Below are 20,766 nucleotides of genomic sequence, written 5' to 3' on the forward strand. Positions count from 1 at the left end.
GGTCATTGCAATCGCCGTTGGTGTTGTGCTGTCAGTGGTTTCGGTCACATTCGGCCCGGCGCCGTCGGCCAAGGCGGACTGTCCGAACGTCCAACTGATCTTCGCCCGCGGCACCGCCGAGCCGCCGGGCCTGGGTGTGGTGGGCGACGCGCTGTTCGCCGCCCTGCAGCCCGCGCTGGGGTCGCGCACCGTCGATTCCTATGCGGTGAATTATCCGGCCAGCTACAACTTCCTGACGACCGCCGACGCCGCCAACGACGCACGCGACCACATCGCGGAGATGGTCGACCAGTGCCCGTCCACGCGGCTGGTGCTCGGCGGCTTCTCGCAGGGCGCCGCCGCGATCTCGATGCTCGCCGGGGTGCCGCCCGTCGGCCAGCGCATCGGGAACTTCGGATCGGCGCCCCCGCTGGATCCCGCCCTGGCCAACAAGATCAGGGCCGTCGCGGTGTTCGGCAATCCCGGCAACCGATTCGACACACCCCTGTCGTCGACGGGCGCGTTCGCCGGCCGCACCATCGACCTGTGCAGCGAAGGCGATCCCGTCTGCGTCGTCGGCGGTCGCGACCGGGATGCGCACCACGACTACTCCGCCCCGCCCTACCCGGGCCAGGCGGCGAGTTTCATCGCCGGGCTGGTGTAGCCCTCAGGGCCTCAGGGCCGTAGGCCGGTGAGTGACATACTGCGAGAGTGCCCACCGCCCCGTTAGACAGCCTGCTGGACAGCGTCGAAGCTGTCGTGCGGCGGCGCGGCGGCGACCTCGTCGAGTTGTCGCACGCCATCCACGCCGAGCCCGAGCTGGCGTTCGCCGAGCACCGCAGCTGCGCCAAGGCGCAGGCACTCGTCGCCGAGCGTGGCTTCGAGATCACCGCCGCCCCCGGCGGTCTGGACACCGCCTTCCGCGCCGACTACGGCAGCGGGCCGCTGACCGTCGGGGTGTGCGCCGAATACGACGCGCTGCCCGAGATCGGGCACGCCTGCGGCCACAACATCATCGCCGCCTCGGCGGTGGGCACCGCGCTGGCGCTGGCCGAGGTCGCCGACGAGCTGGGCCTGCGGGTGGCGCTGCTGGGGACTCCCGCCGAGGAGGCCGGCGGCGGCAAGGCGCTGTTGTTGCGGGCGGGGGTGTTCGATGACATCGCCGCCGCCGTCATGCTCCATCCCGGGCCGACGGATATCGCCGCGGCCCGCTCGCTGGCCCTGTCCGAGGCGACCATCACGTACCGCGGCACGGAATCCCACGCCGCCGTCGCGCCGCACCTCGGGATCAACGCCGCCGACGCCGTGACCGTCGCGCAGGTGGCCGTCGGGCTGCTGCGCCAGCAACTGGCGCCCGGGCAGCTGGTGCACGGGATCGTCACCGACGGCGGGCAGGCGGTCAACGTCATCCCCGGGCGCGCGACGCTTCAGTACGCGATGCGCGCGGTCGAAGCCGACTCGCTCCGGGAACTCGAGGGCAGGATGTACGCCTGCTTCGCCGCGGGCGCGCTGGCCACCGGCTGCGAATACGACATCGACAACCCGGCACCCGCCTACGACGAACTCACCCCCGACCAATGGCTGGCCGACGTCTTTCGCGAGGAGATGCGCCGGCTCGGCCGCGAGCCGGTGGCCCGCGAGTACGAGGCGGCGCTGCCCATGGGCAGCACCGACATGGGCAACGTGACCAAGGCGCTGCCGGGGATCCACCCGGTGATCGGGCTCGACTCCGGCGGGGCCATGGTGCACCAGCGCGGCTTCGCCAAGGCCGCCACCAACCCCAGCGCCGACCGCGCCGTGATCGAGGGCGCGATCATGCTGGCACGCACGGTGGTCCAGCTGGCCCAGACGCCCGCCGAACGCGACCGGGTGATGGCGGCGCACGAACGCAGACGCGGCGAGGGGCGCGCATGAGACTCGCCGACGCCGCCGAATCCTGGCTGGCCGCGCATCACGCAGACCTGGTCGAATGGCGCCGGCACATCCACCGCTACCCCGAGCTGGGCCGCCAGGAGTACGCCACCACCCAGTTCGTCGCCGAGCGGCTGGCCGAAGCGGGGCTCAACCCGAAGGTGTTGCCCGGCGGCACGGGACTGGTCTGCGACATCGGCCCCGAGCACGAGCCCCGGATCGCGCTGCGGGCCGACATGGACGCCCTGCCGATGGCCGAACGCACTGGCGCCCCCTACACGTCCACCATGCCCAACGTCGCGCACGCCTGCGGCCACGACGCGCACACCGCCATCCTGCTGGGCACGGCCCTGGTGCTGGCGTCGGTCCCCGAGCTGCCGATCGGGGTGCGGTTGCTCTTCCAGGCCGCCGAGGAACTCATGCCCGGCGGGGCGATCGACGCCATCGCGGCCGGTGCCATCAGCGGGGTGTCCCGGATCTTCGCGCTGCACTGTGATCCCCGGCTGGAGGTCGGCAAGATCGCGGTCCGGCACGGCCCCATCACCTCGGCCGCCGACCAGATCGAGATCACGCTGTACTCACCCGGCGGCCACACCTCGCGCCCCCACCTGACCGCCGACCTGGTGTATGGGCTGGGCACGCTGATCACCGGCCTGCCCGGGGTGTTGTCGCGGCGCATCGACCCGCGCAACGGCACCGTGCTGGTGTGGGGCGCGGTCAACGCCGGCGTGGCCGCCAACGCCATCCCGCAGACCGGCGTGCTGGCCGGCACCGTGCGCACCGCCAGCCGGCAGACCTGGGTGGGGCTCGAGGAGATCATCCGCGAGACCGTGGCCGGGCTGCTGGCGCCGCTGGCCATCGAGCACACGCTGCAATACCGCCGCGGCGTGCCGCCGGTGGTCAACGAGGACGTCTCGACGCGCATCCTCACCCACGCGATCGAGGCCGTCGGCCCCGACGCGCTGGCCGACACCCGCCAGTCCGGGGGCGGCGAGGACTTCTCCTGGTACCTGGAGGAGATCCCCGGCGCAATGGCGCGGCTGGGGGTGTGGCCCGGGGTGGGGCCGCAGCTGGACCTGCACCAGCCGACGTTCAATCTCGACGAGCGGGCCCTGGCGATCGGGGTGCGGGTGCTGGCCAACATCGTCGAGCAGTCGGCGGCGTTCGAGCGGTCTTAGCGGGCGCCACCGCGGTTGGTGGCGCGCACGACGTGGCCGGCGATGTGGGCGTACGCGCGGCGCGTGACCTCGCCGGCCCGGCTCATGATGTTGTATCCGTGGTCGACGCCGGCCACCTCGTAGTACTCCGCCAACGCGCCTGCCGCGTCCAGCTTCTCCGCGTACCGGCGGGCCTCGCCGCAAAGGCGGTCGTGCTCGGCCGTCACGACCAGCGCCGGCGCGATGCCGGCGATGTCGTCGGCGTTGTTCCCCCAGGCGGGAGAGGCCAGGTGGTCGCGCCGCTGCGCCCGCTCGGGTATGTACGCGGTGTCGAAGACCTCGCCCATCCACGGCTTCATGATCGCCCGGCGGCCTAGCGTGGACGGCTTGTCGCGGGTGGGCGTGACCAGGTCAAGCGGGGCGTAGTGCAACACCTGCAACGCGATCGGCGGGCCGCCGTTCTCCCACGCGAGCCGGGCCGCCGCGGCGGACAGGTTGCCGCCCGCGCTCTGGCCGCCGACGCACAGCCGGGCACCGTCCCAGTCGGGGTGCGGGCCGGCCGCCCAGCGCACCACGTCATAGACCTGGTGCACCGCGGCGGGAAAGCGGTGACGCGGCGCCAGCACGTAGTCGGGGTTGATCACCACCACGCCCGCGCTGGCGGCCAGGTAGCGGCACCACGGGTCGTCCTGTTCGGGGTGCCCGACCACGAACCCGCCGCCGTGCACGTTGACATAGACGGGCGGGTCGGTGGTGCCGGCCGGCGGGTGATAGACGGTCGCGCGGGTGGGGCCGTGCCGGGTGGGGACGGTGATTTCGCTCGTGCGGCCCGAAACCTCGGGGAAGCGCACGGCGGCCCTGGGGGCCGGGTTGACCGCGGCGGCGAACGCTCGCGCCAGTGCGTCGGCGACCGGCGGTGCGGACAGGATTGACAGTCGAATTTCCTTCCGTGGAAGTATGCGTAGGTTTTCGGTCTGTCTGTTTACACTCCTGATCGCCCAGAGGCGAGTGATTTTTCAAGCGCTGGTGCCCGGGCCGATGTTGCGGGCCGGGCGAGTGCGCAGACTGTGCACGTAATCGCTTGGCGCGCCGGCGATTTCGGCGGCGTCCGCCATGACCCCGAGGTACCGGGCCGACGGAAGTCCGCCCTCCCACGCGTCCAGCACGTACAGCCACGCCAGGACCGGGTCGGTGGTGGTGTCCGACGAGATGCGCTCGACCCGGCAGCGGATCTTCTGGTGGACGCCGAACTCCGAGCCCTCCCAGCGGTCCAGGTTGACCTCGTCGGCCGGTGTCATGTCGTAGAGGACGACGAACACCTTGGAGTCCGGATCCTCGACCACGGTCGCCAGCGCGCCCTCCCAGCCGATGTCCTCGCCGCCGAACGTCAACCGCCACCCGTGCAGCCAGCCCGTTCCGGCCATCGGCGAATGGGGTGCGCGCTTCAGCATCTGTTCGGGGTCCATGTTCGACCCGTACGCGGCGTAGAGCGGCACGGGGAAAGCTTAGACGTCCGAGCTGGCCCGGTCTTCCCCCGAGCGTTGGGCGGCGTGCGCCCCGCTTCGTTAGGTTAGGGCTGTGGCGACGCGCATCGTGATCCTCGGTGGCGGCCCGGCCGGTTACGAAGCCGCGCTGGTGGCCGCCACTTCCCACCCCGACACGACGCACGTCACCGTCATCGAGTCCGAGGGCATCGGCGGGGCCGCCGTCCTGGACGACTGCGTGCCGTCCAAGACGTTCATCGCGTCGACCTGGCTGCGCACGGAGCTGCGCCGCGCGCCGCGGCTGGGCTTCGAGATCGACATCGACGACGCCAAGCTCTCGCTGCGGCAGATCCACTCCCGCGTCAAGCAACTCGCCACCGATCAGTCGGCCGACATCGCCGATCAGCTGCTCGGCGTGGGCGTGCACGTGGTGGCCGGCCGCGGCGAGCTGATCGACCCCACGCCCGGGCTGGCCCGCCACAACATCAAGGCAACCGCCCGGGACGGCACCACCAGCGAGTACGAGGCCGACGTGGTGCTGATCGCCACCGGCGCCAGCCCGCGGGTGCTGCCGTCGGCCCAGCCCGACGGCGAGCGCATCCTGACCTGGCGCCAGCTCTACGACCTGGAGGCGCTGCCCGAGCACCTCATCGTGGTCGGGTCGGGGGTCACCGGGGCGGAGTTCGTGCACGCCTACACCGAATTGGGTGTGCCGGTGACGGTCGTCGCCAGCCGCGACCGGGTGCTGCCGTATGAGGACGCCGACGCCGCCCGGGTGCTGGAGGCCGCGTTCTCCGAGCGCGGCGTGAAGCTGGTGAAGAATGCCCGCGCCGCGTCGGTCACCCGCACCGCGGACGGCGTGCTGGTCACCCTGGCCGACGGGCGCACCGTGGAGGGCAGCCACGCGCTGATGACCATCGGTTCGGTGCCCAACACCGACGGCCTGGGCCTCGAACGGGTCGGCATCGAGCTGGGCCGCGGCGGCTACCTGACCGTGGACCGGGTGTCGCGGACCTCGGTGTCCGGCATCTACGCCGCCGGCGACTGCACCGGCCTGCTGCCGCTGGCCTCGGTCGCGGCCATGCAGGGCCGCATCGCGATGTATCACGCGCTGGGCGAGGGCGTCAGCCCGATCCGGTTGCGCACGGTGGCGGCGACGGTGTTCACCCGGCCCGAGATCGCCGCCGTCGGGGTGCCGCAGACGATGATCGACGACGGTTCGGTGTCCGCGCGCACGATCATGCTGCCGCTGCGCACCAACGCGCGCGCGAAGATGTCCGGGCTGCGGCAGGGCTTCGTGAAGGTGTTCTGCCGCAAGTCCACCGGCGTGGTGATCGGCGGCGTGGTGGTGGCGCCGATCGCCTCCGAGCTGATCCTGCCGATCGCCGTGGCAGTGCAGAACCGCATCACGGTCAACGAGCTGGCGCAGACGCTGGCGGTGTATCCGTCGCTGTCCGGCTCGATCACCGAGGCGGCGCGGCGGCTGATGGCGCACGACGATCTGGACTAGCGGTTAGCCTTGGTGCAGCACGCCCCTACTGACGAGTAACCCAGTGAGGAGTCCAGGTCGTGACTGATTCCATCCACGCGTCCACCCAGCGAAGCTCGCCGGTGTCCGTGCTGGGTCCGGAACAGCGACAGGCGGCCTGGGACCGGCTGGGCGCCGAGCAGTTCGACGTGGTCGTGATCGGCGGCGGCGTGGTGGGTTCGGGCTGCGCGCTGGACGCCGCGACCCGCGGGCTCAAGGTGGCGCTGGTGGAAGCGCGCGACTTCGCCTCGGGCACCTCGAGCCGCTCGTCGAAGATGTTCCACGGCGGCCTGCGCTACCTCGAGCAACTGGAGTTCGGCCTGGTCCGCGAGGCGCTCTACGAGCGCGAGCTGTCGCTGACCACGCTGGCACCGCACCTGGTCAAGCCGATGCCGTTCCTGTTCCCGCTGACCAACCGCGTGTGGGAACGGCCCTACATCGCAGCCGGCATCTTTCTCTACGACCGGATGGGTGGCGCGAAATCCGTTCCGGCGCAAAAGCATTTGACCCGTGCAGGCGCGTTGCGATTGAGTCCGGGCCTCAAGCGCAGCTCGTTGATCGGCGGAATCCGTTACTACGACACGGTCGTCGACGACGCCCGGCACACCATGACCGTCGCGCGCACCGCAGCGCATTACGGCGCGGTGGTGCGTACCTCTACCCAGGTCGTCGCCCTGCTGCGCGAGGGCGATCGTGTGACCGGGGTGCGGGTCCGCGACTCCGAGGACGGCGCGGTCACCGAAGTCCGCGGCCACGTGGTGGTCAACGCGACCGGGGTGTGGACCGACGAAATCCAGGCATTGTCCAAGCAGCGCGGGCGATTTCAGGTGCGGGCCTCCAAGGGCGTGCACATCGTGGTGCCGCGCGACCGCATCGTCAGCGACGTCGCGATCATCCTGCGCACCGAGAAGTCGGTGATGTTCGTCATCCCGTGGGGCAGCCACTGGATCATCGGCACCACCGACACCGACTGGAATCTCGACCTGGCCCATCCCGCGGCCACCAAGGCCGACATCGACTACATCCTCACCACGGTCAACACGGTGCTGGCCATCCCGCTGACCCACGCCGACATCGACGGGGTGTACGCCGGGCTGCGGCCGCTGCTGGCCGGGGAGAGCGAGGAAACCTCGAAGCTGTCCCGCGAGCACGCCGTGGCGGTGCCCGCGCCGGGATTGGTGGCCATCGCGGGCGGCAAGTACACCACCTACCGGGTGATGGCCGCGGACGCGATTGACGCTGCGGCCCAATTCATTCCGGCGCGGGTGGCACCGTCGATCACCGAGAAGGTCAGCCTGCTGGGCGCCGACGGCTACTTCGCGCTCATCAACCAGGCCGAGCACGTCGCCGAGCTGCAGGGGCTGCACCCCTACCGGGTGCGCCACCTGCTGGACCGCTACGGCTCGCTGATCGGTGACGTGCTGGCGTTGGCGGACGACCGCCCCGACCTGCTCGACCCGATCAAGGAGGCGCCGGGCTACCTGCGGGTCGAGGCGCTCTATGCCGTGACCGCCGAGGGGGCCTTGCATCTGGAGGACGTCCTGGCCCGCCGGATGCGCATCTCCATCGAATACTCACACCGCGGTGTCGACTGCGCCCGCGAGGTCGCGGATGTGGTTGCGCCGGTGCTGAATTGGTCCGCGGCGGACATCGACCGCGAGGTCGCCAACTACACCGCCCGGGTGGAGGCCGAGGTGCTGTCCCAGGCCCAGCCCGACGACGTGTCGGCCGACGAATTGCGGGCCAGCGCGCCCGAGGCCCGCGCCGAGATCCTCGAGCCGGTCCCGCTCAAGTGAGGCCCGCCCCGCTTCCCGTGCGTGACGGGCTCGGCCCGGCGCGGGTGCGGCTGCGGGGCGGACCGGTGCTGGCCGAGCTGAGCGCCCGGTTCGGCGCGCCGGCCCGCGCCAAGGTGCTGGCCGGGGAGGTGGTGGGCGCCGACGGCGCGGTGATCGATGCCAAGACCGTGCTGCCCGCCGGGGCCAGCGTCTACCTCTACCGCGAGCTGCCCGACGAGGTGCCGGTGCCGTTCGAGATCCCGGTGCTCTATCGCGACGACGACATCGTGGTCGTCGACAAGCCCCACTTCGTGGCCACCATGCCGCGGGGACGACACGTCGCGCAGAGCGCGCTGGTGCGGCTGCGCCGGGAGCTGGAGCTGCCCGAGCTGAGCCCGGCGCACCGGCTGGACCGGCTGACCGCCGGCGTGCTGGTGTTCACCGCGCGCCGCGAAATGCGGGGCGCGTTCCAGACGCTGTTCTCGCGGGGCCTGGTGGACAAGACGTATCTGGCCCGCGCCGCCGTGGACCCGGCGCTGCGGTTGCCCCGCGTGGTGAAAAGCCGCATCGTCAAGCGCCGGGGTCAGCTGCAGGCGGTCTGCGAGCCGGGAGCGGCTAACGCCGAGACGCTGGTGGAGCTGGTGAGCGCGGACGGCCTCTACCGGCTGACCCCGCGCACCGGGCGTACCCACCAGTTGCGCGTGCACATGGCCTCGCTGGGGATACCGATCGAGGGGGATCCGTTGTACCCCAACGTGATTGACGTTGCGCCCGACGACTTCAGCACACCGCTGCGGTTGTTGGCACGGCGCATCGAGTTCACCGACCCGCTCTCGGGCGTGCGGCGCGAGTTCGTCAGCCGCCGTGATCCCTACGCGGACAGGGTGCGCAAGCGGTAGCGTCACAAGCAGTCGGCAACGCCGCAGGGCCCCAGGGGCGAGGTGACGGGAGGCGACCATGAAGCGCGGCATCGTGTCGGGATCGGCGGCCCTGCTGACGGCCGCCGGGCTCATAGCCTGGGCACCGCCGGTGAGCGCCGGCTGCCAGTACGGGGGAGGCGTGCTCAGCAAGTGCGACGGGCCCGTCCAGCCCGACGGCACCTGGCAACGCTGCGTGGCCGTCACCCGCCTGATTCCCAACGGCGCCAGTTCCTACCTCGTGCCCGACGGGCACTGCGACGTGATGGGTCCCGACCAGCGCCCGTCGGACCTCGCGTTCGCCGACCCCCCGTCGCACATCGACTGAGGCGGGCAACCCGCGGCGTGGACCGCCCGGGATCGGGTAGCCCGCGCGTATGGACATCGCCGTCACGTTCGTCGGCAACGCCACCACGCTGATTTCCGTCGGCGGGCTGACGCTGCTGACCGACCCGAATTTCCTGCACCGCGGGCAACGCGCCTACCTCGGCCACGGGCTGGTGTCCAAGCGCCTGAAGGAGCCGGCGTTGGGCATCGACGAACTTCCGCGCCTCGACGCCGTCGTGCTCTCCCATCTGCACGGCGACCACTGGGACAGGGTGTCGCAGCGGGGTCTCGACCACGACCTGCCCATCATCACGACGCCGCACGCCGCCAAACGCCTGCACCACCGCGGTTTCGCGCACGCGCGCGGCCTGCAAACCTGGCAACAGCACACGATCACCAAGGGCGACACCACCGTGACCCTCACGTCGCTGCCCGGGCGCCACGCGCCGGGGTGGAGCCGGCGCCTGCTGCCGCCGGTGATGGGCACCATGCTCGAAATCGGCTCCGCCGACCGCTCACCCCGGCGCCGGCTCTACATCTCCGGGGACACCCTGCTGATCCAGGAGCTCGACGAGATCCCGGCGCGGTTCGACCCGATCGACGTCGGCATGCTGCACCTCGGCGGCACCCGGCTGCCGGCCGGCCGGCGGCTTCCGTTCGGGCTGACCGTAACCATGGACGGTCGCCAGGGGGCCGAACTCGTCGCGATGCTGGGCCTGCCGAAGGCCATCCCGGTGCACTTCGACGACTACGCGGTGTTCGCGTCGCCGCTGTCCGACTTCACCCGGCAAATGCAGCGTCGCGGGCTGGGCGACCGGATCGTCACGGTGAACCGCGGCGACTCGGTGACCGTCTGATAGACGGCCCCGCTCCCGACCAGCGGCGGGTGCCAAGTCCCCGGCTCGATTAAATGGGAAGAGGAGGCCGTTGCTGGGGGTATAGGGTGTCCTAGCGGCTTGCGGTCGAACTGGGAGGTACCGACGGCAGGTAGCAGGCATCGACGTACAGAGTTTGGGGCTTTTTCGCGGCCTGGTTAACGGAAATTTGCTGAGGCGTTCTCAGCGTGGGCATTGTGAGACGAGATGGATCTACTAGCACCCCCCGAGGTCACCTCGACACTCATCCACACCGGGCCCGGAGCGGGCTCGCTGATCGAGGCCGCCGGCGCCTGGCAGCGCCTGGCCGTCGAACTGGAGAATTCCGTCTCCACCTATACCTCCACGTTGACCTCGCTCATCGAATCGTGGGACGGCCCGTCCGCGACGGCCATGCTGCAGTCCGTCCAGCCTTACCTGCTGTGGTTGCGCGAGACCGCGCTGCAGTCCGCGCAGATGGCCACCTCGGCGGAGGCGGCGGCCTCGGCCTTCAGCGCCACTCGCGCCACGGTGGTCCACCCCTCGGTCGTCACCGCCAACCGGACGCGCCTGCGGCAGTTGCTGGCGACCAACCGGTTCGGGACCAACACCGCGGCGATCGCCGAGGCCGAAAACGAATACCAGACCATGTGGGCGAACAACGCCGCGGCGATGACCCGCTATCAGGCGACGACGTCGCAGGCGACGGGGCAACTGTCCCGGTTCACCTCGCCGGTTCCCGACACCAATCCGGACGGGACGGCCAACCAAGAGGCGGCGGTGATGAACGCCAACCTTTTGGACGCCGGCTCGGGCGGCGGTACGAACCTTCTGGACAGCGTCACCGGCTTCGACCCCAACGCCAGCTGGTTCGGCTGGGCGAGCACCTGGGGCAACCAGTTCATCTCGTCGGGTTTCCCCATCAATCTGCTCGGTGTGTGGGCGCAGTTGGCGACCGCGCAAGGGGTCGCGTCCGTGGGCGGTGACATCGGCTCCGGCCTGTCGGAGGGCCTGGGACTGACCTCGGCCACCCTGGCCAACGCGATCAAGGGCATCGGCGCGGGAGCGTCGGCGCCGACCGGCGCGCTGGGCGTCGGCGTCTCGCTGGGCAAGTTGACCGCGCCCCCCGCCGTGGTGGGCCTGCTGCCGGGCACGCAGACCGGGGTGCAACTCGCGTCCGCGGCGTCCCCGCTGCCCGCCGCGGAATCCGGATTTCCCATGATGCCGATGATGGTGCCGCCGCCGACCGCCTCGGCGGGCACCGGCTGGCGAAAACGCAAACAGCAAAAGTACGAGGACGTTGCCGTGGGCCGGGAGGTCAAAGGCAAAGTGATGCCTCGAAACCCGTCGGCCGGATGACATTGACGGTGGCGCCGCACGACTGCCGGCGCCGATCGCATTCACCGGGTAGGCCGGGTCTGTCAGGTCCCTCAGCGGCCACCAGCACCAGCGCCGACGCGCGGCGTTCGCCCCACCCACTTCTTCCCCAAGGTAAAGGTTCATGGATTTTGGGATACTGCCGCCCGAGATAATCTCGGCGCTGATCCACTCCGGACCCGGCGCTTGGTCACTTATCGAAGCCGCCGGCTTCTGGCAGGAATTGAGCGCCGAGCTGGAGCAATCGGCGAGTAGCTACACCGCGGAGCTGTCGTGGCTGTCCACGACGTGGCACGGTCCGTCGTCGATGGCGATGGCCCAGGCGCTAGAACCCTATCTCGCCTGGCTGCGCCTGACCGCGCAGCAGTGCCAGCAGACCGCGGCGTCGGTGCAAGTCGTTGCCGCGGCGTTCGAATGGACCCACTGGACGGTCGTTCATCCCTCGCTGGTCGCCGCCAACCGGGCGCGCCTGGCGATGTTGTTGGCCACCAACTTCTTCGGGGTCAATTACCCGGCCATCGCCGAAACCGAGGCCGAGTACCACACCATGTGGGTGAACAACTCCGCCGCAATGTATCGCTACGCCGCGACCTCGGCGGGCGCGGTCAAGCTGCCCCAGTTCTCGCCGCCGCCCCAGGTGACCAACCCGTCGGGGGCCACGGCGCAGGCCACCATGATGCACGCGGCGACCACGGGAAATTCCGGGGCGCAGCTCCTGGCCGCCGACTCGATCGGCCAAGGGTCAAGCGCCGCAGACGCTTTCGACCCAAACGAGGGCTGGTTCGGGTATTGGAGCACCTGGGGGAACCAGACCATCGCGGGTGGGATGCCCGTCAACATCCTGGGTGTGTGCGCGCAATTGGCCACCGCGCACGCGTTTGCGTCGCTGGGGGAGGACATCGGTCCGGGTTTGGCGGACGGCGCCGCGGCGCTTGCGTCGGCCGAGACGCGGCTCGTCAGCGCGGTCGGCGCCGCGGGGTCGTCACTGGCGCCCCGAGCGGCGCTGGGTGTGGGAATTTCGCTGGGCCACCTGACCATGCCGCCCGCGACGGTGGGAATGCTGGGAACCTCGCAGGCGCCGGTGCAGCTCGCCACGGCGGTGTCGCCGCTCCCCCCGGGCGGCGCGGAGCCGCCCATGCTCCCGATGGCCCCGGTGCGCCCCGGCCTGGGTGCGAGCGGCGCTCGCCGCCGCAAGGGCCGCGACTACGACGACATCGAGTACGGCGCGGAGCTTCCGGGCACGGTGATGCACCGTCCGCCGTCCGCGGGCTGAGAAGATCGCGTGGTGCAGACCGCTCCGCAGATCCAGGGCCGCGTGTGGCGCGGTGGCAACGCGCAGGACGACTTCGAGTTCGGCAAGATATCGGACTACCTCGCCGAGCCCGACACCCTGGTGTGGGCCGACCTGTGCAATCCCGACCACGACACCCTGGGCGGCCTGGCCGGCGAGCTCGGCCTGAACCGCTGGGCGGTGGAAGACGCCGTGGCGGCGGCCGAACGGGTCAAAGCCACCGGCTACGAGACCCACACCTTCTTCACCGTGTACGCCGCCGAGATCGCCGGCGCCGCAACGAACGTCGTCGACGCCCCCGGTCGCACGCTGTCGATGCGCCGCATCTCGGCGTTCGTGCTGCCGCAGGGGTTGATCACCGTGCGCCTGACGCCCGACTTCGACATGGCGCTGGTGACCCGGCGGTGGGAGGAGATCGGCGGCCAGGCCTACGGCGTCGGCGCCCTGGTGCACGGCCTGCTCGACGTCGTGGTCGACAGCCATTTTGCCGCCGTCGAGGCCCTCGACGACGGCATCGAGGCCATCGAGGACGAGTTGTTCGACGGCACGTCGCGCAAGGGCGACTTTGCGCGCCGCACCTTCGGGTTGCGCCGGGACCTGGTGAACCTGCGGCGGGTGGCGTTACCGATGCGCGAGGTGGTCAATTCGATTCAGCACCACCGCATTTCGGACGGCGCCGACCGCCAGCTCGATCCGCTGTACGCCGACCTCTACGACCACGTGCTGCGGGTGTCCGAATGGACGGAGTCGCTGCGCGACATGGTCACCACGATTTTCGAGACCAACCTGTCGCTGCAGGACGCCCGGCTGAACACCGTCATGAAGAAGTTGACGGGATGGGCGGCCATCATCGCCGTGCCGACGGCGATCACCGGGTTCTACGGGCAGAACGTTCCCTACCCGGGCTTCGGTACGGCGGCCGGATTCGCCGCCAGCACCAGCGTGATAGCCGTCCTGATGGTGGTGCTGTACGTGATGTTCAAACGTCGCGACTGGCTCTAGACCGCGCTCACTGTGCGACCGGGGGTGCGGCGGAAAGACCGTGCTGGATGCCCTGGCTGATTTTGTCCCGCTGGGCGGAGCCGCCCGGTGGATCCAACTCCTTGCAGGCGCAGCTGAGATGACTGAAGGGATTAGGGTCGGTGCTGGCCGATGCTGCGGTCCAACCGGAAGCGCCAAGAACGATGGCAACACCCGCAACACCGACCAAAAGTTTCGGAATCATTTTGGCCTTGTGGTCGTCACATTAGTTTCGGATGTTCCAACTTTAGCCGCGAATTGGTCACCAGTCTGTCAACCGGCTGTAAATTTCAGGACCCGGATGCCGCCGCCGCGTACTTGGGGCAGTACGCCTTGATGCTGACGCCGACGAAGTAACCGGCGTGATAGCTGTCCAGCGAACTGCTGGACAGCACGTTGTTGGCAACCTGTTCCGGCGTTTGGCCCGAATCGAGTTCGTGGCACACGGTATGACCGGAGTTGACCACCGCCTCGGGCGACTCGAAATTGATCCCCTTGGCTTTCAGCGCGGCGAGAAACGCGTCATCGGCGGAGGTGGCGTGCGCGCTCGCCGGTGCCGTCATCGCGCTGAGTAGGCCGGCAACCGGCACGGCGCCGATAGCCAGGAGCGACCGCGCCCGGCCGGGCTTGCGGATCTGGGTGCTCGTCATTTGTGATACTCCCGTGGAACAGAAGAGCCGTAGCTTGCTGAGGGCGGGGCCAGTTCGAATGCTCGCACGCCGCGGCGTTACCCGATGGAGGATCGCCGATAATGCGGTCCGTGCCACATCAATGTTTGCTCTGTCTTCGGCGGCGCGTAACCGTTCGTTGTCCGTCGCTGCGCCGTCGGCGACCTGACAACATGCCGTACGCGCGATGGCTTTGGCTGGCTGTGGTGGCGATATGCGTGCTCGGCTGCGGGGTGCGGCACGTGTCGGCGGCAAGCGCTCGAGACGTTTCCGGTACGTTCCGATCCGGCGGCATGGACCGAACCTACATGTTGCACGTGCCGGCGGGCGACCCCATCGGCCTGGTGCTCAGTTTGCACGGCGGCGGCGGAACCGGGATCGCGCAGCGCGCGCTGACGGGGTTCAACTCCGTTGCTGACGCCCACGACCTGTTGGTCGTCTACCCCGACGGGTACGACAAGAGCTGGGCCGACGGGCGCGGCGCGTCACCCGCGGATCGCCGCCACATCGACGACGTGGCCTTCCTCGTCGGGCTCGTGGGCAAGCTGCGCAACGACTTCAACATCGCGCCCGGACACGTTTTCGTCACGGGGATGTCCAATGGGGGCTTCATGTCCAACCGGCTGGCCTGCGACCGGGCCGACGTCTTCGCCGCCGCGGCGCCGGTGGCCGGCACCCTGGGCGTGGGTGTGGCCTGCAACCCGTCGCGGCCGGTGTCGGTGTGGGAGGCGCACGGGACCGCCGACCCGCTGGTGCCGTTCAAGGGTGGCGCGGTCCGCGGCCGTGGCGGGCTCAGCCATTCCATCTCGGCGGATGCCATGGTGGCCAAGTGGCGCGCGGCGGACGGGTGCGCCGGCGAACCGTCGATGGAGCTGCTGCCCGACGTCCGCGACGGCACGGTCGTCCGCCGGTTTGTCTCCGCGGCGTGTGCGGCGTCCACCGAGGTGGTGTTCTACAAGATCGACAAGGGCGGGCACACCTGGCCGGGCGGCAAGCAATATCTGCCCGCCGCCGTCATCGGGCCCACCACGCACGCGCTCGACGGGTCGGAGGCCATCGCCCAGTTTTTCCTCGCGCACGCACGGGACTAGCGCTGACACGACGGGCACCAGTAGGCCACCCGCTCTTTCGTGTCGTCGACGTCGATGGGGGTGGCGCAGCGACGGCAGCGCTGCCCGGCGCGCCCGTATACCCAGAGCTGGCGCCCGCTGCGGGTGTCACCGGTGGTGCACCGATTCCAGCGAAAGCGGTTGAGCCACAGCATTTCTCGTGCGCGGGAGACCACCCGGAGCGGATCGGCGATCGCGCTTACCGGCGCGGTGGGCAGATGCCCGCTGACAAAACACAATTCGTTGCAATAGACGTTGCCGATCCCGGCCAGCACCCGCTGGTCCAGGAGCGCCTCGGCGATCGGCCGGTGCGGGTCGGCCGTCAGGTTGGCCGCGGCACGCGCGGCGTCCCAATCCTCGCCCAGCAGATCGGGACCCAGGTGCGCGACGGCCTCGCCGTCCCGGTCGCGGTCCAGGATCTCCAGCACGCCCAGGTCGACGCCGACGGCCCGGACGGTGCCGGTCTCCAAGACGATGCGCGCCCGATGGTCGACCCGCACCGGGCGCTCGCCGACCCGCCAGCTGCCCTCCATCTTCAGATGCGAGTGAATGCTGGCGCGTCCCACCCGGATGAACAGGTGCTTGCCGCGGCTGACGACCTCGTCGACCACCTCGCCGGTGAGGTCGACGGTGGCGAACCGCGGCACCCGAACGTCGCATCGGGTCAGCGTCGCGCCGACCAGGTGCTCGCGCAGCACGGCGGCGGTGTGCCAGACGGTGTCACCTTCGGGCATCTCAGCGCAGCCGCAGTCCGCGTGGCGTCGTGTGGAATCCGGCCTCGGTGAGCGCGCCCAGCGGGCCGGACGCGTCCGCGCGGCGCGCCAGGGCCGGCACCCCGTCGATGCGCTCCACCAGCATCCCCGCCACGCGGCGGGAGGCGACCAGGTCGGCCAGGGCCGACGCCGCGGCGTGGTGGGCCCCGGGATCGTCGGTGAAGGTCAGCAGCGAGCGCCCACCGCGTTCCAGGAACCAGGCCAGCTCGCCGTCGACCAGCACGACGAGCGCGCCGGCCTTGCGGCCGGGGCGCGCGCCCTCGCCGCCGGAGGTGGGCCAGGGCAGCGCCGCGCCGTAGGGGTTGGCCGGGTCCGCGGCGGCCAGCACGACCGCCCGGTACTGCGGTCGTTCCGGATCGACCCCCTCGCTGAAGTTGCGCAGCCGATCGACCGTCGACGCGACGGCGAACTGCGCCCCGCCCAGCGACTCGATGAAGTAGCCGCGCTGGCAGCGGCCCGCGTCCTCGAAGGCGCTTAGCACCTTGTACAGGGTGGCGAACCCGCCGGGGACGCCCTCGGTGGCCACGGCGCCCCGGGTCAGCACGCCGTGGCGGCCCAGCAACAGCTCGGCCTGGTAGTGGGCGCGCAGCGTGGAATCCGGCTCGGGGGCCGCCAGGATGGACCAGCGGCCGGCGACGGTGGGGTCGGCGGGCCGGGACTGCGCGTGCGCGACGCTGTACCGGCTCAGCCGGGGCGGGCGTTGCGAGCGGTGCGCGGGCGCCGAGCGCTTGCGGGCGCCGGCGCCGCCGAGGACGGCGCGCACCGGGGCGAACGTGTCGCCGGTGATCCAGCCGGCCCAGATCAGTTCCCACAGCGCGGTTTTGAGCGCGGCGTCGGGCACCCCGCTGTGCGCGAGTTGGCGGAAGAAGTAGGCGCCGCCCCCGGCGAGCGTGTCCAGGATGGCGCGGTGGGCGTCGCCGAGCTCGATGTCGGCGGGCCCGGCCAGTGTCAGCGGCGCGGATTCGCCGGCGTGCAGCGCGATCCAGCCGTCGCTACCCGAGATCGACCCGGCGCCCGACCAGGTGACCTCGCCGGTGGCCAGCAATTCGTCGAGCATCGCGGGGGAGTAGTCGCGGACCCGGGGGGCCAGCACCAGCGGCTCGATCGCCGATGCGGGGATCCGCACGCCGGCCAGCTGATCGATCACCGACATCAGCCCGTCCAGCCCGGAATGGCCGGGGGCGCGCGGGGATTCGGCCGCCCCCACGTGATGCCAGGCGGGCAGGAAGCGCCCGTAGGCGGCGGTGCTGACCGGCTCGACCTGGGCCCGCAGCGCCGCCAGCGATCGCCGCCGCAGGATGCGCAGCACGTCGGCATCGCACCACTGCTCGGCCCCGGCGACACCGCCGGACGGCCCCGGGGTCTCGGCGACGAAGTCGCCGCGCACCAGCCTCCCGTCGGCGGCCAGCCGGCCCAGGACATCGGAGGTCACCCGCAGCCCCAGGCCGAATCGGGCCGCCACTTCGGCCGTGGTGAACGGGGTGTGGGTGCGCGCGTAGCGGCCCAGCAATTCGCCCAGGGGATCGGCGACCTCCCCGGTGAAGGCCGTCGGCACGCCCAGCGGAACCGGGATGCCGATGCCGTCGCGCAGCCGCCCGATGTCCTCGATGGCCACCCACCAGCCGCGGCCGGCGAACGACACCGTCAGCGCGCGCCGCGCCGCGCGCAGGCCCTCCAGCCAGCCCCCCACGTCGGCGCCACCCGCGCGGGCGGCCACCTCCTCCTCGGTCAGCGGGCCCAACAGCCGCAGCAGGTCGGCGACGCCCTCGGCGTCGCGCGCGGCCCGTTCCGCAGAGAGGTGCTGCAGCTGGCGGGCGGTGGCGGCGATGACCTCGGGGTCGAGCAGGTCGCGCAGTTCCACCCGGCCCAGCAGCTCGGCCAGCAGCGTGCTGTCCAGCGAGAGCGCGGCGGCGCGGCGCTCGGCCAGCGGGCTGTCGCCCTCGTACATGAACGCGCCGACGTAGCCGAACAGCAGCGAGGCCGCGAACGGCGAGGGCCGCGCCGTTTCCACCTCGACAACCCGCACCCTGCGCTGGGCGATGCCGGTCATCAGCGCCACCAGGGCGGGGACGTCGTAGACGTCCTGCAGGCATTCGCGGATGGTCTCCAACACGACGGGGAAGTCGGGGTATTTGCGGGCCACCTCGAGCAACTGGGCCGCGCGCTGGCGCTGCTGCCACAGGGGCGAGCGGCGGCCCGGGTGCCGGCGCGGCAACAACAGGGCGCGCGCCGCGCATTCGCGGAACCGCGATGCGAACAGCGCCGAGCCGCCCACCTCGTCGGTGACGATGGGGTCGATCTCGTCGGCGTCGAAGACGAAAAGGTCCGCGCCGGGCGGGGTTTCGATCCCCGTGTCCGACGCGAAATCGGACACGGTGTCGGGCAGGCGCACCACGACGCCGTCGTCGGAGGCGGTGGGCTTCTCGTCGATGCCGTAGCGTTCCCGCAGCCGCCGTCCCACCGCCAGCGCCAGCGGACCGTTCACCGGCAGCCCGTAGGGCGAGTGCAGGATCACCCGCCAGTCGCCGAGCTCGTCGCGGAACCGCTCGACGAGCAGGGTGGTGTCGGTGGGCACCACCCCGGCGGCGGTACGCTGCTCGTCGAGCAGGCGGGCCAGGTTGTCGGTGGCGTAGGCATCGAAACCCAGTCCGGCGCAGCGGGTTTCGAATTCCTCCCGGGTGAGCCCGGCCAGCTCACCGGTGAACGCGCCCAGCGCGGCGCCCAGCTCGGCCGGGCGGCCGACCCCGTCGCCGCGCCAGAACGGCAACCGGGCCGGCTGGCCGGGCGCCGGGATCACCAGCACCCGGTCGTGGGTGATCTCGGTGATGCGCCAGCTGGTGGCGCCCAGCGAGATGACGTCGCCGGGGCGGGACTCGTAGACCATTTCCTCTTCGAGTTCGCCGACCCGCGAAGGCTTTTCGGCCTCGGAGGCCAGATACACCGTGAACAGCCCCCGGTCGGGGATGGCGCCGCCGGAGGTCACCGCCAGGCGTTGCGCGCCGGGGCGCGCGGTCAGCGTGCCGGTATCGCGGTCGTAGACCAGCCGCGGACGCAGCTCGGCGAAATCGGTGGAGGGGTACTTGCCGCTCAACAAGTCCAGGGTGGCCTCGTACACGCTGCGCGGCAGCGTCGCGAACGGGGCGGCCCGGCGCACCGTGTCGAACCATTTGTCGGCGTCCAGCGGCTCGAGCGCGGCGGCCGCCACGGTCTGCTGCGCCAGGATGTCGAGCGGATTGGCCGGCACCCGCATCGTCTCGATCTGGCCGGCCAGCATGCGCTGCACGCTGACCGCACAGCCGATCAGGTCGGTGCGGTGCTTGGGGAACAGCACCCCCTGGGAGACCTCGCCGACCTGGTGCCCGGCCCGGCCGATGCGTTGCAGCCCGCTGGCCACCGACGGCGGCGCCTCCACCTGGATCACCAGATCGACGGCGCCCATGTCGATGCCGAGCTCCAGGCTGGAGGTCGCCACCACCGCCTTGAGCAGTCCGCGTTTGAGGTCCTCCTCGACCAGGGCGCGTTGTTCCTTGCTGACCGAACCGTGGTGGGCGCGCGCCAGTATCGCCTCGGCCCCGTAGGTCTGGCCGGAGCCCATGATGTGGGCCGGGGCGCCGCCCGCCACCTTCGGGTTGGCCTCCGTGGATAGCTCGACGCCGCTGCGCTCGGCATGAATCTCGTTGAGGCGGGCGGTAAGTCGTTCGGCCAGCCGACGCGAATTGGCGAACACGATCGTCGAGTTGTGCGCCTCGATCAGGTCGACCAGGCGGTTCTCCACGTCGGGCCAGATCGTGTTGTTCGCCAGGTTCGCCATGTCAGGCACCGGCACGGCCACGGTGAGCTCGACGGTCTTGGCCGACGCCGGCGCGACGATCGTGGTCGGCTGCCCCCCGGACAGGAACCGGGCGAGTTCCTCGGGTGGCCGCACCGTCGCCGACAGCCCGATCCGCTGGGCGGGTTTGTCCTCCCGCAGCGCGTCGAGGCGCTCCAGCGACACCGCCAGGTGCGCGCCGCGCTTGCCCGCGGCGATGGCGTGGATCTCGTCGACGATCACCGTCTGCACCCCGGCCAGGGTCTCGCGCGCCGCGGAGGTGAGCATCAAAAACAGCGACTCCGGTGTGGTGATCAGCACGTCGGGAGGCCGGTTGATGAGCTGGCGGCGGGTGGCGGGCGGGGTGTCGCCGGAGCGCACGCCGACGCTGATGTCCGGCGGCGGCAGGCCCCGGCGTTCGGCGATGCGGGTGAGCCCGGCCAGCGGGGTGCGCAGGTTGCGCTCGACGTCGACGGCCAGCGCCTTGAGCGGGGACACGTAGAGCACCCGGGTGCCCGGCGGGCGGCCGGCCGCGCCGGCGAGGCTGTCCAGCGCCCACAGGAACGCCGCCAGCGTCTTGCCGGACCCGGTGGGGGCGATCACCAAAGTGTGGTGACCGTCGGCGATGGCCTCCCAGGCCTCGGCCTGCGCCGTGGTCGGCGCGTCGAAGGTGCCGGTGAACCACTCTCGGGTGACGGCGCTGAACCGGCCCAGCGGGTCGGCGGGGCCGGGCGGCCCGGAATCAGCGCGAGTGCTCACCCATCCATGGTGCCAACGGGGACCGACAT

General features: G+C 71.0%; 17 protein-coding genes. 12 read left to right on the plus strand and 5 right to left on the minus strand.

Translation table 11 applies throughout. The features are described from left to right. The first annotated feature begins 28 nt into the window (after positions 1 to 28). Genes QGN31_RS04835 through QGN31_RS04845 form a run of 3 tightly spaced genes read left to right on the plus strand, consistent with a single transcriptional unit; the run spans position 29 to position 3,068 of the window. Entirely contained in the window at positions 29 to 643 is a 615-nt protein-coding gene (locus QGN31_RS04835; RefSeq protein ID WP_026071215.1) for a cutinase family protein, read from the plus strand. 47 nt (positions 644 to 690) lie between these two features. Next, positions 691 to 1,893, plus strand: coding sequence for a M20 family metallopeptidase (locus tag QGN31_RS04840; protein ID WP_014942837.1), 1,203 nt, complete (start codon positions 691 to 693; stop codon positions 1,891 to 1,893). Beyond that, positions 1,890 to 3,068, plus strand: a complete 1,179-nt coding sequence (locus QGN31_RS04845) for an amidohydrolase (protein ID WP_014942836.1) — start codon at positions 1,890 to 1,892, stop codon at positions 3,066 to 3,068. Before QGN31_RS04840 ends, QGN31_RS04845 begins: the two co-directional genes overlap by 4 nt. On the opposite strand, the gene QGN31_RS04850 is transcribed toward QGN31_RS04845, so the two are convergent. Both QGN31_RS04850 and QGN31_RS04855 read right to left on the minus strand, forming a co-directional pair. Then, positions 3,065 to 3,898, minus strand: coding sequence for an alpha/beta hydrolase (locus QGN31_RS04850; RefSeq protein ID WP_014942835.1), 834 nt, complete (start codon positions 3,896 to 3,898; stop codon positions 3,065 to 3,067). The genes QGN31_RS04845 and QGN31_RS04850 overlap by 4 nt on opposite strands. 165 nt (positions 3,899 to 4,063) lie before the next feature. After that, positions 4,064 to 4,543: a gamma-glutamylcyclotransferase gene (locus QGN31_RS04855; RefSeq protein WP_008259963.1), complete on the minus strand. Its 480-nt coding sequence runs from the start codon at positions 4,541 to 4,543 to the stop codon at positions 4,064 to 4,066. An 82-nt stretch (positions 4,544 to 4,625) separates the two neighbouring features. On the opposite strand from QGN31_RS04855, the gene QGN31_RS04860 reads away from it, so the two are divergent. The 8 genes from QGN31_RS04860 to QGN31_RS04895 all read left to right on the plus strand — a co-directional run bounded on the left by QGN31_RS04860 (position 4,626) and on the right by QGN31_RS04895 (position 13,602). Next, positions 4,626 to 6,041, plus strand: coding sequence for an NAD(P)H-quinone dehydrogenase (locus QGN31_RS04860; RefSeq protein WP_014942834.1), 1,416 nt, complete (start codon positions 4,626 to 4,628; stop codon positions 6,039 to 6,041). A 59-nt stretch (positions 6,042 to 6,100) separates the two neighbouring features. Further along, the gene (locus QGN31_RS04865; protein WP_043955343.1) at positions 6,101 to 7,855 is read left to right on the plus strand and encodes a glycerol-3-phosphate dehydrogenase/oxidase; all 1,755 of its coding nucleotides are present in this window, start codon (positions 6,101 to 6,103) and stop codon (positions 7,853 to 7,855) included. Further along, the gene (locus QGN31_RS04870) at positions 7,852 to 8,733 is read left to right on the plus strand and encodes a pseudouridine synthase (protein WP_043955341.1); all 882 of its coding nucleotides are present in this window, start codon (positions 7,852 to 7,854) and stop codon (positions 8,731 to 8,733) included. The genes QGN31_RS04865 and QGN31_RS04870 overlap by 4 nt, the downstream gene beginning before the upstream one ends. A gap of 58 nt (positions 8,734 to 8,791) precedes the next feature. Further along, entirely contained in the window at positions 8,792 to 9,079 is a 288-nt protein-coding gene (locus QGN31_RS04875) for a CDGP domain-containing protein (RefSeq protein ID WP_009954619.1), read from the plus strand. A gap of 49 nt (positions 9,080 to 9,128) precedes the next feature. After that, positions 9,129 to 9,935: an MBL fold metallo-hydrolase gene (locus tag QGN31_RS04880; RefSeq protein WP_014383212.1), complete on the plus strand. Its 807-nt coding sequence runs from the start codon at positions 9,129 to 9,131 to the stop codon at positions 9,933 to 9,935. Positions 9,936 to 10,160: 225 nt separating this feature from the next. Further along, on the plus strand, positions 10,161 to 11,291 hold the full coding sequence (locus QGN31_RS04885) for a PPE family protein (protein WP_014942831.1): 1,131 nt from the start codon (positions 10,161 to 10,163) through the stop codon (positions 11,289 to 11,291). Positions 11,292 to 11,433: 142 nt separating this feature from the next. After that, entirely contained in the window at positions 11,434 to 12,582 is a 1,149-nt protein-coding gene (locus tag QGN31_RS04890; protein ID WP_201409346.1) for a PPE family protein, read from the plus strand. A gap of 12 nt (positions 12,583 to 12,594) precedes the next feature. Further along, a complete protein-coding gene (locus QGN31_RS04895) occupies positions 12,595 to 13,602 on the plus strand; it encodes a magnesium transporter CorA family protein (protein ID WP_043955839.1) in 1,008 nt (335 codons plus the stop codon). Positions 13,603 to 13,910: 308 nt separating this feature from the next. Here QGN31_RS04895 and QGN31_RS04900 read toward each other — a convergent pair whose 3' ends face one another. After that, positions 13,911 to 14,270 (minus strand): DUF732 domain-containing protein, encoded by a 360-nt coding sequence (locus tag QGN31_RS04900; RefSeq protein ID WP_009954626.1) that lies wholly within the window; start codon positions 14,268 to 14,270, stop codon positions 13,911 to 13,913. A gap of 191 nt (positions 14,271 to 14,461) precedes the next feature. On the opposite strand from QGN31_RS04900, the gene QGN31_RS04905 reads away from it, so the two are divergent. Continuing rightward, positions 14,462 to 15,379 carry an extracellular catalytic domain type 1 short-chain-length polyhydroxyalkanoate depolymerase gene (locus QGN31_RS04905; protein ID WP_043955339.1) on the plus strand — a complete coding sequence of 306 codons (918 nt, stop codon included), beginning with the start codon at positions 14,462 to 14,464 and terminating at the stop codon, positions 15,377 to 15,379. On the opposite strand, the gene nei2 is transcribed toward QGN31_RS04905, so the two are convergent. Both nei2 and QGN31_RS04915 read right to left on the minus strand, forming a co-directional pair. After that, the gene (nei2, locus tag QGN31_RS04910; RefSeq protein ID WP_014942827.1) at positions 15,376 to 16,131 is read right to left on the minus strand and encodes an endonuclease VIII Nei2; all 756 of its coding nucleotides are present in this window, start codon (positions 16,129 to 16,131) and stop codon (positions 15,376 to 15,378) included. The two genes, QGN31_RS04905 and nei2, sit on opposite strands and share 4 nt — an antisense overlap. A 1-nt stretch (position 16,132) precedes the next feature. Continuing rightward, on the minus strand, positions 16,133 to 20,737 hold the full coding sequence (locus QGN31_RS04915) for an ATP-dependent helicase (RefSeq protein ID WP_014942826.1): 4,605 nt from the start codon (positions 20,735 to 20,737) through the stop codon (positions 16,133 to 16,135). Positions 20,738 to 20,766 lie beyond the last annotated feature (29 nt).

The sequence above is a fragment of the Mycobacterium sp. 2-64 genome, assembly GCF_035918375.1.
Lineage (GTDB): Bacteria > Actinomycetota > Actinomycetes > Mycobacteriales > Mycobacteriaceae > Mycobacterium > Mycobacterium intracellulare.